This window comes from Myxacorys chilensis (assembly GCF_059505265.1).
The window spans coordinates 1-14259 of record NZ_JCACKG010000091.1 but is presented as its reverse complement, the minus strand read 5'-3'; the positions used below and the strand labels follow the sequence as shown (position 1 = coordinate 14259).

At 46.3% G+C, this 14259-nt stretch carries 21 protein-coding genes; 19 read left to right on the top strand and 2 right to left on the bottom strand.

Annotated features, from left to right (window positions below; all coding sequences use genetic code 11):
- Positions 1-68 precede the first annotated feature (68 nt).
- Positions 69-758 carry a type 1 glutamine amidotransferase gene (locus tag AC5JLB_RS05855; protein WP_495872909.1) on the bottom strand — a complete coding sequence of 230 codons (690 nt, stop codon included), beginning with the start codon at positions 756-758 and terminating at the stop codon, positions 69-71.
- Positions 755-1399, bottom strand: a complete 645-nt coding sequence (locus tag AC5JLB_RS05850) for a helix-turn-helix domain-containing protein (protein WP_495872908.1) — start codon at positions 1397-1399, stop codon at positions 755-757. The genes AC5JLB_RS05855 and AC5JLB_RS05850 overlap by 4 nt, the downstream gene beginning before the upstream one ends.
- A 434-nt stretch (positions 1400-1833) precedes the next feature.
- Here AC5JLB_RS05850 and AC5JLB_RS05845 point away from each other — a divergent pair, with 434 nt between their 5' ends.
- From AC5JLB_RS05845 to AC5JLB_RS05755, 19 genes are all read left to right on the top strand, one after another.
- Positions 1834-2538, top strand: coding sequence for an MOSC domain-containing protein (locus AC5JLB_RS05845; protein ID WP_495872907.1), 705 nt, complete (start codon positions 1834-1836; stop codon positions 2536-2538).
- Between the two features lie 336 nt (positions 2539-2874).
- On the top strand, positions 2875-3456 hold the full coding sequence (locus tag AC5JLB_RS05840) for a protoglobin domain-containing protein (protein WP_495872906.1): 582 nt from the start codon (positions 2875-2877) through the stop codon (positions 3454-3456).
- A gap of 341 nt (positions 3457-3797) precedes the next feature.
- Positions 3798-4592, top strand: coding sequence for a hypothetical protein (locus AC5JLB_RS05835; RefSeq protein ID WP_495872905.1), 795 nt, complete (start codon positions 3798-3800; stop codon positions 4590-4592).
- 13 nt (positions 4593-4605) lie between these two features.
- A complete protein-coding gene (locus tag AC5JLB_RS05830) occupies positions 4606-5043 on the top strand; it encodes a globin family protein (RefSeq protein WP_495872904.1) in 438 nt (145 codons plus the stop codon).
- A 73-nt stretch (positions 5044-5116) separates the two neighbouring features.
- Positions 5117-5356, top strand: coding sequence for a hexameric tyrosine-coordinated heme protein (locus tag AC5JLB_RS05825; protein WP_495872903.1), 240 nt, complete (start codon positions 5117-5119; stop codon positions 5354-5356).
- 61 nt (positions 5357-5417) lie between these two features.
- Positions 5418-5939 carry a DNA starvation/stationary phase protection protein Dps gene (dps, locus tag AC5JLB_RS05820; RefSeq protein WP_495872902.1) on the top strand — a complete coding sequence of 174 codons (522 nt, stop codon included), beginning with the start codon at positions 5418-5420 and terminating at the stop codon, positions 5937-5939.
- A gap of 297 nt (positions 5940-6236) precedes the next feature.
- Entirely contained in the window at positions 6237-6695 is a 459-nt protein-coding gene (locus AC5JLB_RS05815) for a hypothetical protein (RefSeq protein ID WP_495872901.1), read from the top strand.
- 232 nt (positions 6696-6927) lie between these two features.
- A complete protein-coding gene (locus AC5JLB_RS05810; protein ID WP_495872900.1) occupies positions 6928-7173 on the top strand; it encodes a hypothetical protein in 246 nt (81 codons plus the stop codon).
- 76 nt (positions 7174-7249) lie between these two features.
- Positions 7250-7813 (top strand): hypothetical protein, encoded by a 564-nt coding sequence (locus tag AC5JLB_RS05805; protein ID WP_495872899.1) that lies wholly within the window; start codon positions 7250-7252, stop codon positions 7811-7813.
- Complete coding sequence (gene tpx, locus AC5JLB_RS05800; RefSeq protein WP_495872898.1) at positions 7804-8340, top strand: thiol peroxidase; 537 nt, start codon at positions 7804-7806, stop codon at positions 8338-8340. The genes AC5JLB_RS05805 and tpx overlap by 10 nt, the downstream gene beginning before the upstream one ends.
- 30 nt (positions 8341-8370) lie before the next feature.
- Positions 8371-8508, top strand: coding sequence for a nitrate/nitrite transporter NrtS (gene nrtS / locus AC5JLB_RS05795; protein ID WP_495872897.1), 138 nt, complete (start codon positions 8371-8373; stop codon positions 8506-8508).
- Positions 8501-9220, top strand: coding sequence for a MarR family winged helix-turn-helix transcriptional regulator (locus tag AC5JLB_RS05790; protein WP_495872896.1), 720 nt, complete (start codon positions 8501-8503; stop codon positions 9218-9220). Before nrtS ends, AC5JLB_RS05790 begins: the two co-directional genes overlap by 8 nt.
- Positions 9221-9229: 9 nt before the next feature.
- Complete coding sequence (locus AC5JLB_RS05785) at positions 9230-10129, top strand: AraC family transcriptional regulator (RefSeq protein ID WP_495872895.1); 900 nt, start codon at positions 9230-9232, stop codon at positions 10127-10129.
- Positions 10130-10468: 339 nt separating this feature from the next.
- On the top strand, positions 10469-11032 hold the full coding sequence (locus AC5JLB_RS05780; RefSeq protein ID WP_495872894.1) for a cupin domain-containing protein: 564 nt from the start codon (positions 10469-10471) through the stop codon (positions 11030-11032).
- A gap of 207 nt (positions 11033-11239) precedes the next feature.
- Positions 11240-12028: an FAD-binding oxidoreductase gene (locus AC5JLB_RS05775; protein WP_495872893.1), complete on the top strand. Its 789-nt coding sequence runs from the start codon at positions 11240-11242 to the stop codon at positions 12026-12028.
- A 24-nt stretch (positions 12029-12052) separates the two neighbouring features.
- Positions 12053-12628 carry a BBE domain-containing protein gene (locus tag AC5JLB_RS05770; RefSeq protein ID WP_495872892.1) on the top strand — a complete coding sequence of 192 codons (576 nt, stop codon included), beginning with the start codon at positions 12053-12055 and terminating at the stop codon, positions 12626-12628.
- Positions 12629-12971: 343 nt separating this feature from the next.
- A complete protein-coding gene (locus tag AC5JLB_RS05765; RefSeq protein WP_495872891.1) occupies positions 12972-13103 on the top strand; it encodes a hypothetical protein in 132 nt (43 codons plus the stop codon).
- A gap of 202 nt (positions 13104-13305) precedes the next feature.
- A complete protein-coding gene (locus AC5JLB_RS05760) occupies positions 13306-14061 on the top strand; it encodes an SDR family oxidoreductase (protein ID WP_495872890.1) in 756 nt (251 codons plus the stop codon).
- A 13-nt stretch (positions 14062-14074) separates the two neighbouring features.
- Positions 14075-14227 (top strand): DUF2808 domain-containing protein, encoded by a 153-nt coding sequence (locus tag AC5JLB_RS05755; protein WP_495872910.1) that lies wholly within the window; start codon positions 14075-14077, stop codon positions 14225-14227.
- Positions 14228-14259 lie beyond the last annotated feature (32 nt).

The following is a 14259-nucleotide window of genomic DNA, read 5'->3' as shown; positions in this document are numbered from 1 at the left end:
GATTTGAGTTTGGATTATCGATCTAGGCACTAACAACAGATCTATAGCACTACCCAGCATCGTAACCTTTAATAGCGGCATGAGAGCAGTTCAAGGAAACAGTACATCACTCCCTGTATCGTTGCAAAATTCCTATTCGCGGAAAGCATCTCCTCAGAACTCTGAACATACTTCCCTGCAACTAATTCTGATGCACTATTCTCAATCATTTGCCGTACACCTTGCTGATCAACTTCCAAGTGAAATTGCAGTCCAAGCACTTTATTGCCGTAGAGGAATGCTTGATTGGCACAGCCTTCACTGTAGGCAAGACGGATGGCTTTCTCTGGCAACTCAAACGTATCGCCGTGCCAATGAAAAACGCTCAGTTCTGAGGGTAAGAATTCAAAACCTTTGGATTGCTGAGTTGCTGTTTTGATTGGAAACCATCCAATTTCTTTGTGTTCACCCGAATACACTCTTGCACCTAGAGCATCCGCAATCAGTTGTGCTCCCAGACAAATACCCAGCACTAATTTATCTTTCTCGATCGCTTGCTTAATCAACTGTTTCTCTGCGATTAGCCAGGGGTACTGATCCTCCTCGTAGATATTCATGGGTCCGCCCAGAATGATCAACCAATCAAAATCATTCACAGTCGGTAAGGGATCGTCGGCATAGAGTCTGGTGGAGGATACCGAATGGTTTTGATCAGTCATCCAAGTCGAAATGCTGCCCAATTTCTCAAAGGGAACGTGCTGTAAATAGTGAATTCTCATGATTGTTTCTCGGAGAGGTAACTTTTCAATAGAGAGCGTGTGGGCGTACAGGCAACCAGAAGAATCTCAGCATCTTGCTCTCCAGTTGCAGAGATATCGTGTGGGAGAAACGCATCAAAATGAGCCGCGTCGCCCGGATTGAGTAAAAACTGCTCGTCTACTAGCGTCAGGATTAACTGACCGGAGAGAACATAGAGCCACTCTTCACCGCTATGCTGATAGTGATGGTTCCCTGGTTGATCAACAGGTACGATCACTCGGAGTGGATGCAAATCAGCGAGATGGTTTCCGCCAGCGAGGGAAGTGTAGCGCAGCCCATTGCCTTCTTGAAGCAGACGATCGCCTGCACGAATTACAACGCCCGCAGAAGCTTTTCGTTCTGAAGCCACTGGCTTTGAGTTTTCTGAAGTTGAGCTAAATAGGTCGGGCAGTGAAACTCCATATACCCGTGCCAAGTTAAACAGAACTGCCAGTGAGGGCTGTCGTTCACCACATTCTAAGCGTGACAAATATGCCTCAGACACATCTGCTTGTTCGCTCAGCTCGCTTAAAGTCCAACCCCGTTCAGTTCTTAAAGTCCGTAACTGTTGTCCTAGTTTGGTTAATTCAGACTTGAGAAGGGTGTCGATCGAATTCTCCATCAGTTTCCTGTTAAGCAATTTAATCTATTATATTGACTGCTAGGCAAAGTAACAATTTTTATAGAAACCCCTTCCGCTATCATCTGTCATCCTCCAGAATCTGTATCCGTATGAGTTTCACCACTTTAATTGCTCTAGCTAGCTGAAACTTAAAGCTGAAAACCAGCTTTAAACAGAAAATAATTTGACTGATAGGCAATTTTTTTGTATCGTTTATATATCTTGATCATTCAGATGCTGATACCAGGGACAAAACGGGAGAGCATCGATGTTCATGAACCAGGTCTGAAGCAGCTTTTGTACGCTCTGGTGTTTTCAATGATGGGGCGAAGGACTATCTAACAGGAACATCTACTTGTAATCCGATTGGCTCATTCCACATTCCTCAGTCGAAAACAGGTTGTACCTTATTTGTGTTTTACTTGGAGGGCTAAATGGTCGCCCAGATTCTTTCGATTCAGGTTGGACTGCCCAAATTGCTTGGTGTTGAAAATGCGATAGATCCAATGGATCGTCCCTGGTCTACTGGATTCTTCAAAGAATCGGTTCAAGGAAGAATCTGGCTTGGAAGCACCAACTTAGTTGGAGATGGTCAAGCCGATCTTAAACATCATGGCGGTGTTGAAAAAGCAGTGCTGGTGTATGCGGCTGAACACTATCCCTCCTGGCAAGCACGGTTGAATTTGCCCAATCTCTCCTACGGAGATTTTGGGGAGAATTTTACAGTTACCGATCAAACTGAAGCATCGGTATGCATTGGAGATATCTATGACATTGGTGAAGCTCAGGTTCAGGTATCCCAACCTCGCCAGCCGTGCTGGAAATTGTCGCGTCGTTGGCGAATCTGGGATCTAGCATTACAAGTCCAATGTACTGGACAAACTGGTTGGTATTTCCGCGTACTGAAAGAAGGCGCGGTTGAGGCAGGGATGGAACTTGTGCTGCGCGATCGCTCTTTTCCCCAGTGGGCGATCGCACGGGCAAACCAAATCATGCATCACGATTTGAACAACCGAGACGCAGCGGCGGAACTGGCAAATTGTCCCTTGTTAGCACCGAATTGGCAACGCACTTTGCTCAATCGTGCCGCTAAAAATATCAATCCTGATTCCACCCCTCGACTTTGGGGTGAGAACTAGCAACGACGATTGTGAAAGTAAAAGATTGTGAGGAGTTCAGAACTGTTCGCGTTTGGTTTGCGATCGCTCTTTGTACTTTCTAATAACAAAAGAGCGAAATGCAACAATAGCAAGGCTTTTAGCTTTTGTTTCTAGACGAAAGAGGGATAAGCATCTGGGCAAAAATTCTTTCACAACTCTCTTGACAGACTGCTGACAGAAGTGTAATTATTTAGGAGTCCTAAGCAAATTGCAGTCATGGCTTTCCTCCACTAATGCCTTGATCAGCCAATTCTTAAAGCACTCTGTCAAATATCATCCGCATCCACTACTCACTCACTACAAGGAGATTGATCAATGAACGCGATCGCAGGTTACACCTTTGGAACTGAACAAACCGCTCATTCACCGTTGACGCTCAACGACTTGGAACTGCTCAAACAGACCGTTTTGTTTACAGATGAAGATGAGAAATATCTGCGGATGGCAGGAGAAGTGTTAGAAGACCAAATTGCTGCGGTATTAGATGTTTGGTACGGTTTTGTTGCTGCTAACTCTCATCTAGTTTATTACTTCAGCAATGCAGGGCAGCCAAACTCCGACTACTTAACTGCTGTTCGCAAACGCTTCGCTCAATGGATTCTAGACACCTGTAACCGACCGTATGACCAGGATTGGTTGAACTATCAGCAGGAAATCGGTCTGCGTCACACTTACGCCAAGAAAAACCAGACCGATCGGGTTGAAGCTGCTCCTCATATTGGGATGCGGTACGTGATCGCCTTTATCTACCCGATCACAGCCACCATCAAGCCATTTCTGTCAAACAAGGGACACAGCGCGGAAGACGTTGAGAGTATGTATCAAGCCTGGTTCAAATCAATTACTCTACAAGTGACGCTTTGGTGTGCCCCCTATGCCAAAGATGCCTATTTCTAATTTGGAGGGACTCATGGAATTTGTTGGTGTTTTTCTAGTTTTCTCACTGTCAGTCTTAAGTGTTGTCGTGCTGGCGATGGGATTATTTTTCTTACAGCTTTGCTGGTCTTGGCATCATGCCTACTTTCGATAAAGAATTCACCATTAACGGTACTTTCGCAAAGATGCCTCACTTTTGTCCTTGAGGTTATTTATCGCTAATGAACTCATTTCACCGGGATTGATACCTCTCCACGCTACGCAAAGGCATCAACACCGTACCGTTTTAACGGTTTGCGCTCACGGCATTTTCTAACTATTTCCATTCGCTTTAGCTCTTATTCATACAACAGGAGGTTGTTATGAAACGTTTTCTCATTGCTTTACTTGGCATCAGTTTAAGCCTCACGTTGGCACTGTTTTATTCCAGTCTTAAAGCTGATGCCCGTTCTACAACTCAATCTACAACAACAGTTGCACAGTCGTCTGCTCAAGTTGTGCCAACTCCAAAGTCACCGGATCTAGAAATTTTGGGCACTAGCGTTCGTTATCTCAAAGATGCAGATTTACTTATTTTTGAGCAAACTGTAAAAGGAACTGCTGGCAAAACATTGCCCCAGCCTAAGGGTAGTGTTGATGGCGCACCTGTACTGGGCTACGTCTTTCCAACGACTCTAAAACCCGAAGATGCTGGATTTGGGAAGGTCGAAGGGATTTTGGCACTAGCAGTTACGTCTCATCCAGACTTCGATGATACGCCATTGTGGGATGAGAACAACAACTCTAACTATGGTGATGATGGCATCATTTTTCATAGTCATTGGGTCGTACTGGTCAAGGACGATCGTGTTCCTGGTCGCTTATCGGTCAAGCAGTTCAACAAAACCGACAAAACGGTTGTGCTTCCACCGACTAATCCCGGTATGCCAATGTATTTTGATTCTCCTGGTTTTCCTGTTTTGCTAAAAGGTAACAAGCTCAGTGTTTTGGTTCCGGCTCAACGCATTCAATCTAAAACAGAGTTCAAGTTTGATGGCGTTGTTGCTTATATGCAGGTGAATGCCACAAACAAAAATCTCCCTATGGTTGGGGTCTATCAAGCGTACAGCGTTAGTTCAGGGGATTTAAGTCTTCCCTACAGTGTGCAACCTCAGTAACGGAGAAAATTAAATGGCTCTCAATGTTGAATTGCTAGAAAGTAGCTTTGCTCAAATTAAAGTGAATAGCTCGGAGGTGACTAAACAATTCTACACACTGCTGTTTACGGACTATCCAGAAGTTCAGCCTTTGTTTGCTAATACAAACATGGAAAAGCAGCGCAAACAACTGTTTCAATCTATCGTCTTTACCGTCAATAACCTGAGTAAACCAGATGTCTTAAGCGACGCATTGAGAGGCTTGGGCACTCGACACACTCAGTATGGTGTATTGCCGCAACACTATCCAATGGTGGGCAGTAGCTTGCTGAAAGCTTTTGAGGTAAGTCTGGGCACAGCCTGGACTCCTGACGTGCAGCAAGCGTGGATAGAGGCGTATGAAGTTGTGGCTCAATTAATGCTGGAAGGTACAGACTACTCACCAGAACTGCTGGTATCGATCGAGAAATAGCAGGGTAGTAAACTTGGTCGTCTACCAGGTTTACTACCTCTGATCATCTTTATAACTAACAGGAGAACAAACAATGGATACGATTGAATTGGTCCCTAACAACTCGTTGATCACCGAAACGCCTGAGGAGGGACGACAATTAGCCGTGAAACTGGCGCGACTGATTATCAAGTTGACTCAACCTGATGAAGAAAAACGTAAACAGCTACGGGAAGTTTATGGTAATGATGCCATGATGCTGATTGCTGTAGGTCAGGTTGTCGCGACAGAATTTGGCACAATCGCTGCTGCAAATAATTACTGGCACAAGTAATTTTCAAAACTATTTAATGAATTACTTTTTTATTGAGATATAACCTACTGGAGGAAAATCTATGACTGCAATAACCCATCAGCAGAATACTGCACAATCATTGACCTACTCAACTCGAATTGATCTTCCTACAGAAGTCCGATCACAAGTGAATACCTTACTGAATCAAAGCTTGGCCACTGCGATCGATTTGAAGACCCAAATTAAGTGTTCACATTGGAATGTCAAAGGTCAAAACTTTTATCAACTGCATGAGCTATTTGACGAAATTGCTGCACAGATTGAAGAATTCATCGATCTGCTTGCCGAACGGATTGTAACATTAGGGGGTGAAGCATTGGGAACGGCTCGAATTGCGGCTGAGCGATCGGAACTTCCTGAGTATCCCTTCAATACGGTTGATGGCATGGAGCATGTTGCTGCACTTGCCGATCGTCTAGCAATTTATGCTAAATCCCTCCGTCAGAATATCGATGCAACCGATCAACTCGGTGATATGAACACCAACGATCTCTTTGTCGAGATTTCACGGGCGATCGACAAACGATTGTGGTTTCTGGAAGCGCATCTTCAACATTCATAGGAGTTTTGTAATATTCGAGAGGATGAAGGTGAGCATGTTAAAACCATGATTGCTTGTCAACAGCCTGAAGCACGACTGACTCTCAAGATTCCTCATGCTGTTACCACACTGACGGCAAGTGCGACGACTGCTCTGATTGTGCCGGAAAAAGATTAATGTTTGCAAAAACTACATCTACTGTGAGCTACCTCAAAGATTGAGTCTTGAACCTAGACTACTCTGATATTAACAAGATAGAAACTTGTCTTAAGCATCGTCATAACAAACGTAAAGCATTTCAACGAAGGGGAGGCAACCATGAAATCTAAAATCGAAACCCTCGCCAAACTTTATCTCGAAGGCAAACCTGCTGAAATTTCAACTGAAACCCAGAGCGAGTTATCTGATTGGTTGATGGGAGAATTTCAACAGTTATCCTTGAATCTATTATTTTGCAACGACCAACGCTATAATTCGCCCGCAGAGGTATTTGCGGATATCGAGCAAGACCAACTCTGGATCAGTACGGAGGCTTACGACACTTCCATTTATGCCAACCCTTTTTTTGGAGCAGTTCTAGCTGCAATTCATGATTATGATCATTATCGTTCTCAAAGTGATTGGAGCTTAGAAGGTGAAATCGCAGCCTACCGTACCACTGCTAACCGTGCGCCCAGTTTGGAAATTCAAAAAATTCTCTATTCCCAGATCGTCTTGAGAGCAGCAACACATCTCTACCTGGGACATCAACCAGAACCAAAAATTGTATTTTCTTGAGGTAATCCTATGCAAGTCTGTCCTTGTTGCCATCACCCACTGCTGTGCCACACGACCAGCAAGTTTATTTCTTCTGCTCTTATTGCCGGGCAGAAATGCTTATCCTGAGTGATATCACATCTTCTTCCTAAGTCATTCTTGAGAATACGGAACAACTATATGCTACATGAAATCATTTGGAGAACTGAAAATGTCTACTACCTACGAACAAACTATTGGAAGGAGGTGAGCAATGAATGACTATTGTTTAGTGGACTGTGGTTTTCACGATCAGCTAGAAGCCTTGGCCACGCTGCGGCAAACTTGTCAAATCTCCTACCGCACTGTAACTGGAGAAATCGTTGAAGTTCAGGATCAGATTGTGGATGTGTATGCTGCGAACCAAGCCGATTTTTTGAAACTCAAAGACGGAACTGAAATTCGGCTCGATCGCCTGATCTCAGTCAATGGTAACCTGACTCGTTTCGCTCAGGAGTAGCACAATGGCAATCTAACTCAAGATCGATCGCATCTTACAAGGTTCATTTGACCTCAAAGCGCTGAATCTTTTGTTTGTGTTTCAAGTGAATTGTCCTGGTTGTTTCATCTATGGGTTCCCACTCGTCAACAAGCTGTATTGGAAGTATCGTGAATCTGGATTAAATGTTCTGGGACTCTCAACTGCATTTGAGGATTTTGAGTACAACACGGCTGCAAATACAGAATTGCTTTTGACTCAGAGGCAGACAGTTGGTGCAACACGGCAAGCCCTCGGAGAGAATTACGCTCAAGCAATTGATTTTCCCATTGCGATCGATCAACTCACCACAGGTACAACACTTGCAACACCTGCGAACATCGATCTGGTGTGTGAGGCGATCGCTAGTTTCGGTAATTCATCCCGCCTTGAACAAGAAGCGTTGCGTCAGAAAGTGAAAACTTACTTACAAAAGAGTGCTCAAACATCAGCAACCTTTACGCTGAATCATCTGCCAGGAACACCGACCTTCCTTCTAGTTGATCAAAACCTCGAATTGTTAGAAGGATGGTTTGGACATACGCCTGAAGCAGATGTGATTCAACGAATTGAGGAACATATCAACACTCGCAATCAAGTGGCTCAGAAACTATGCACGTAACCTTTTGTGGGAAACGAATGCGATTGCTCGGATTGCCGATGAAGATTGGCACTCGTGCCCGTGATGTGCGGGTGATCGACAATAACTTGTCATTTGTGCTGCCACTGGAGCGATCGCGAGGAAAAGTCCGTCTGTTACTCACGGTTCCTTCTTTAGATATGCCAGTCTGTAGCGCTGCAATCCATAAGTGCAGCCAATTTCTAAACTCAATGAGTCAGAAATTAACTGATTCTGTTGAAGTTTTTCTCATCTCCGCCGACCTTCCCTTTGCTCAAACTCGTTGGCAGGCGATTGAGAAAGTTACCAATATCACCATACTTTCGGATTATCGCGATCTGGACTTTGCCCGCAGTTGGGGACTGCTCATTCAGGATCTAGGATTACTAGCACGCGCTGTTTATGTCGTAGATTCTACAGGCATTGTTACCTATCGAGAAATTGTCGCTGAACTGACGGCTGAACCCGACTATGGCGTTGCTTTTGCAGTGCTTTCCGCAGAAATCGCCACATTGAAAACGGCATCGTAAATTGAGGATTTGCTTCCTACTGCGTTAGAAGTGGCTGTCGTTGTAGGATCGTTACTACTCCTGCTCAACCACGGTGGAGCCGTGATTCAGGGGAAAATGACTTGTAGCTGCTGGCTTGCAGCCGCTCTCACTGATTCAATGCGTTACACCGTCAGTATCCATGAATAACTCTCAGCCCGATCGCGATACAGAATCAGCCCTTCCCGCCGAACAGCCAAATGCGGATGTCATCGCTAATCCCTTTGATGTCTCAAGCGCGATCGAACAACATATCTTAATTGGGCTAGAAAAAATTGGGCTAGCGCTGAAAAGCCAGTCCTGGCAGGATGCTGGACAACAAGGTTTAACACCGACTCAAGGACAAATCCTGGCGCTTCTAATTGATAAAGGCGATGCTGGAATGCGGTTGTCAGAGGTGGCAAAACATCTTGCGGTCACGGCTGCTACTGCCAGTGATGCGGTGACATCGCTGGTTGAGAAAGGGTTAGTGCAAAAAACGCGATCGCCCCAAGATAAACGAGCGATCGCCATCACGTTAACCGCTCAAGGACAGCAGACAGCAACACAAACAGCGTCCTGGTCTGATTTTCTGCTCAACACCGTGGATGAGCTATCAAAGGAGGAGCAAGTAATTTTTTTGCGGGGGCTGATCAAAATGATTCGCAAGCTTCAACAACAGGGACAGATTTCAGTCGCAAGAATGTGTGTGACCTGTCAATTCTTTCAGCCCAATCGCTATCCAGGGTCAGATCGTCCGCATCATTGTGCGCTAGTGAATGCGCCCTTTGGCGATCGTCATCTTCGTCTCAATTGTGCCGAACACGTTGCCGCCAATCCCGAAACCGCTAAACAAAATTGGAACTTCTATCTTTCAAAGTAGGTAAGTCAAATGCTGAAAACGGAATCTGCGACCGATAGCCTTCTTAGACCGGGCGAACTCAACCAACGATTGGGTAAAACTATGATGTTATCCAATCAGGAGATGGGCTGGAACGGAATTTTCGTTGAGCAGTATCAAGATCTTTTAAATTCAAGGGAAGTTGAATTTCCTGCCACATCAAATCATTGGCTTGCCTTATCTATGGGACCTCCTGCTCATTTGACCCAGAAGGGTGGCGATCGCCTGCATGAATCAATCATTCAAAAAGGTGACAGCATTCTTGTTCCTGCTGGGCAACCGAGCTACTGGTGTCGGCGCGGAGGCATCTGCGATTCGCTGCACATTCGCTTAAAACCGGAGCTGATTGAGCAAATCGCTGAAGCATCCGAAATTGATCTAAAGCAAATTGACTTTGTGAACTGTTTCGTTCAGCAAGATTTGCAGCTTCATCAAGTCGCAATGCTGCTGTTCGCTGAGTCGCAGTCAGATGGTGTGATGGGGCGCTTATATATTGAATCCTTAACTCAAGTCCTGGTCATTCATCTGCTGCGCCACTATTCTACCTTCGCGCCAATCATTACATCCCAGAACAGAAGCTTAACTCGTACCCAATTGCAGCAAGCGATCGACTATATTCAAACCCACCTGAATCGAGACTTATCCCTGGCTGAACTGGCAAGCGTTATCGGTATCAGCCCCACTTACTTCGCCAGTTTGTTCAAACAGGCGATGGGAATTTCACCGCATCAGTATGTGATTCAACAGCGAGTGGAACGGGCGAAATTGATGCTGTTGAGAACGGATTTGGCGATCGCAGACATTGCCGTACAAGTTGGGTTCTCCAGCCAAAGTCATTTGACGCAACAGTTTAAACGAGTCACCGGACTGACACCCAAGCAAGTTCGCTAACACCATAAGAATCTGACAAATTGTTGCAAGAATCCGAAAGACGTTGAGCATTGGAACTTAGTACACTTTAGGTACTAAGAATCAAGAGAATTCCATACAAACTTCTCTGCATCTAGAGCAATACGCAACTGCAAAAGACAGACTTTTGCCACTCATCTAGCACAGATCGGAAAGGATATTTATGCCTTGGGTAGACCTATGTGCTGAAAATGCAGTCGTTGAATGTTCTTAGGCATCTATTGAATTCAGGCAAACAATGCAACGACTGAGTTGCAAGACTTAAATCACCACAAAACCAATTGTGAACACGATAGGCACATTCACATCAGAGGTCAAATCATGAACCAGTCAGTAGATTTCTTCGTTCGTAGCGCGGTCATAGAGACCACCCGGTTCTACATGGGCAGTCTCATGACTTTTCTCGTGACATCCACCGAGACCGAAAACCGCTTCGTCCTTCTAGAGCTTCGGATGAAACCGGGCAATGAGCCGCCGCCCCATCTCCACTATGACCAGGATGAGGTGTATTACATTCTAGAAGGCGAACTGGAGGTGTACTGCATGGGCGAAGTCCGAACAGTGCGGGAAGGCGAAACGATCTTCCTCCCCCGGAATCAGGCGCACGCATTCTATTACCTGTCGCCCACCCTCCGGTTCCTCGCCCTGTTGCAACCGGGCGGTTCAGACGGGTACGGTCTGGACGGTTACTTTGAAGCAATGTCGAGTCCGTCCACCAGCATGGAACTACCTGCAAGCGCAACCACATACGCGCTTTCCGATCCAGTCCCCGCGATCGAACTGGCTGCCAAGTACGGAGTCAAGATGCTGACCCCGGAAGAAACGGCCGAACTGTTGCCCCACTACCCCGGCTTTGGGATACCGCGAAAGAGCCAGAGTCATTAATTACACAATCTTCGCTGTCCGATACACTCGACAGGCTACCCTAGCTTGGGTTACTAGAGCATACTTTCAAACGATCGCATTGCCATCACCGTCACAATCAATCCGCTCACGGTAGAGCGTTCACATCACTAACTCTCTAACAAACAAGAGAAAGGATAACTTGCACACTGATGAGTTATTCAATCTGCAACATGAAAAGGAGAAACCATGACAACAACGTATGGTCACAATACTTTGTTCAAAGATCTCGCAGCACTGCTTACAGGACAGCTTTTTCTGCCAGATGACATTGCCTATGAACAGGTACGTCAACTCTGGAATGGCAGAGTGAAGACCCACCCCGCTGCGATCGCTCGTTGCTTGACTGTGCAAGATGTCATTCATACAGTTCGATGGATACGGGCGCAGGGGTTGCCACTCTCAGTTCGAGGGGCAGGACACGATTTTGCTGGACGCGCTCTGTCTGAGAATGGTGTGGTGATCGATCTTTCCCAGATGAGAGCCGTCACCATTGATCCGGATGCACGCACAGCTCATGTTCAAGGTGGAACAACAGCAGGCGACCTAATTGAAGCAGCACAAAAATACGGGTTAGCGACAGCCACAGGAACTATCTCCAGTGTTGGAATGTCTGGATTGACCCTGGGAGGAGGCTATGGTCCTTTAACTGGGGCTTATGGACTAGGTGCTGATAACCTGCTGTCCGCGCAAGTCGTCACTGCCGATGGGCAGCTTATAACTGCCAACGTTGAGGAACATTCAGACCTGCTTTGGGGACTGCGCGGCGGCGGCGGCAATTTTGGTGTTGTCGTTTCCCTGGAGTTTCGCCTGCATCCACTCACGACGGTGTTATCGGGTATGCTACTCTATCCTCTGAAACAAGCCAGAGCAGTGTTCCGACAGTTCAGCGAGTTCATTGCTACAGCACCCGATGAATTGACGATTCGGTCTGGATTTATTCAAACGCCAGGGGGTGAGACGGTTCTGTTTCTTTGACCGACCTATTGTGGTGCGCTTGACGTGGGTGAGGCAGCGAGCACGTACCCGTGTAGCGAAGCTATCGCTCCCTTACGCACCTTTGGCGACCTGCTAGTCGATCAGGTGCAACCCGTTACATATAATGCACTGATTCATGCCATTGATGCGTTTGCACCGCCCGGACTCCACTACTACATTCAAACGCGATCGCTAGCTGGTTTCCAGACTGAGACGATCGAGACGCTGATCGAACAAGGACTGCCCCTTCCTTCCCCGTTTTCGACGATCAACATTCATCACTTTCATGGAGCCGCGAGTCGTGTGGGTGTATCCGAAACCGCTTTTGCACTGCGTCAGGATCACCTCACGATTGAGATGATCGCAGCTTGGAAACCCCAGTCTCCCGACGACCAGCGGCATCTCCAATGGGCACAGCACATCTCACAGGCACTTGAACCTTATGCCTTCAACGGGGGATATATCACCCTCTTGGATCAGGAAGAGCAGGAACGGGTTCCGCTCGCTTTCGGGTCGAACTATAAACGATTGCTCGACCTGAAACGGAGATATGACCCAGATGATGTCTTTGATTCGACGATCGGACATATCGCACCCTAATTATGACGCGATCTTTCTGGTTTTTTGGAGCTTGCCTCACTGGATTGGACAACTTGGGACAAATTAATTTTGTATCGCATGTTTGAGAAGTTGTGATGGCTCATTCATCCAAACATTCAAAGCGAACAACTGAGGGCTTGAACGATGTTAACCGAAAACCAAACCACTGAATCTTGCTCTACAGACCTCGACAAAGAGATTGTTCATTTGCTTGATTATGCAAGAACTAAACTACTGACCAGGATACCGCGACAGCTAAAAATGACATCCTACCTGCGACTCTGCTGCCTCGCCATTCGCAAGCTGCACCAGAGGCGGGGATTAGCACTAAACGAGGCATTCGATGATTCCTATTCGCAGTTACTGCAAGTACTTTGTAATCACAATCCTGAATGGTGGAGACATTGCTGGAGCAGCGATCGCGGCATCCTTAAATCTGATGATCCAACGATCGACAAACTACTACAACCGCTAGAGTATTTCGTCGAAATCTACACTTGCAATTACTCAAGGAACCAAAAGCTACCTTAAATGGTAAATAAGGAACGCCCTACGAGGCTTTGTTAACGTTTCTAGAAACTCATATCACCAACTGTGACTGAGCAGTAAAAACTGGCGCTTCGGAGCAAATGGATAGCACTCTCTCTAGGATTTTTCAACTACAAAAGGAGAAAACGATGAAACTTGAAAATAAAGTGGCTTTGATTACGGGAGCAACTTCGGGAATTGGCAAGGCAACCGCTAAAGCATTCGGTGTTGCAGGAGCTAAGGTGGTTTTCTCAGGACGACGCGAACCAGAAGGTAAAGCAACGGAAGCTCAGCTACGAGATGCTGGCATTGACTGTTTATTTGTGCGATCGGATGTCTCGAACGAAGCCGAGATTAAATCGCTTGTGCAAACCACCGTCGAGAAGTATGGACGACTCGATTGCGCCTTCAACAATGCAGGCATCGAATCACCCGCAAAACCCTTGCACGAACAATCAATTGAGGACTTTGACAAACTGATGGCAATTAACACACGGGGACTGTTCTTGTGCATGAAGTATGAAATTCAGCAAATGCTGACTCAAGGAACTGGGGTGATTGTCAATACCTCCTCGTTAGGAGGGTTGATTGCGTTTCCGTGGACATCTCCATATATCGCGAGTAAACATGCAGTCATGGGGCTGACACGAGCGGCAGCGCTCGACTATGCCAAACAGGGCATTCGGGTTAATGCGGTTACCCCTGGTGCTACTGCGACTGAGATGATTGATCGTAGCCTTGCTCGGATGGGCATCACGGCTGATGATTTCGCATCTACGATTCCGATGGGGCGCATCGGACAGGCAGAAGAAATTGCTCAAGCTGTCGTTTTTCTTTGCTCTGATGCTGCCAGCTACATCACTGGACAACCTTTAGTGATCGATGGCGGATTCACAGTGAACTGATCGAAACCATTAAATTACTTCGCAAATTGTATCAGACCAGTGCAATACAGTCACAGTTGCACTAGCAGTTCAGCGAAATCCAAGTTGGGGCGGAGTGTATGAGTTTGGAGTGGCTGTCTATCCAGTTGGAGAACATGGGTTAGCTCAGATCTTGCACCATTCCTGATAAGCCTGACTTGGTAAAGACTTGAGAACAAT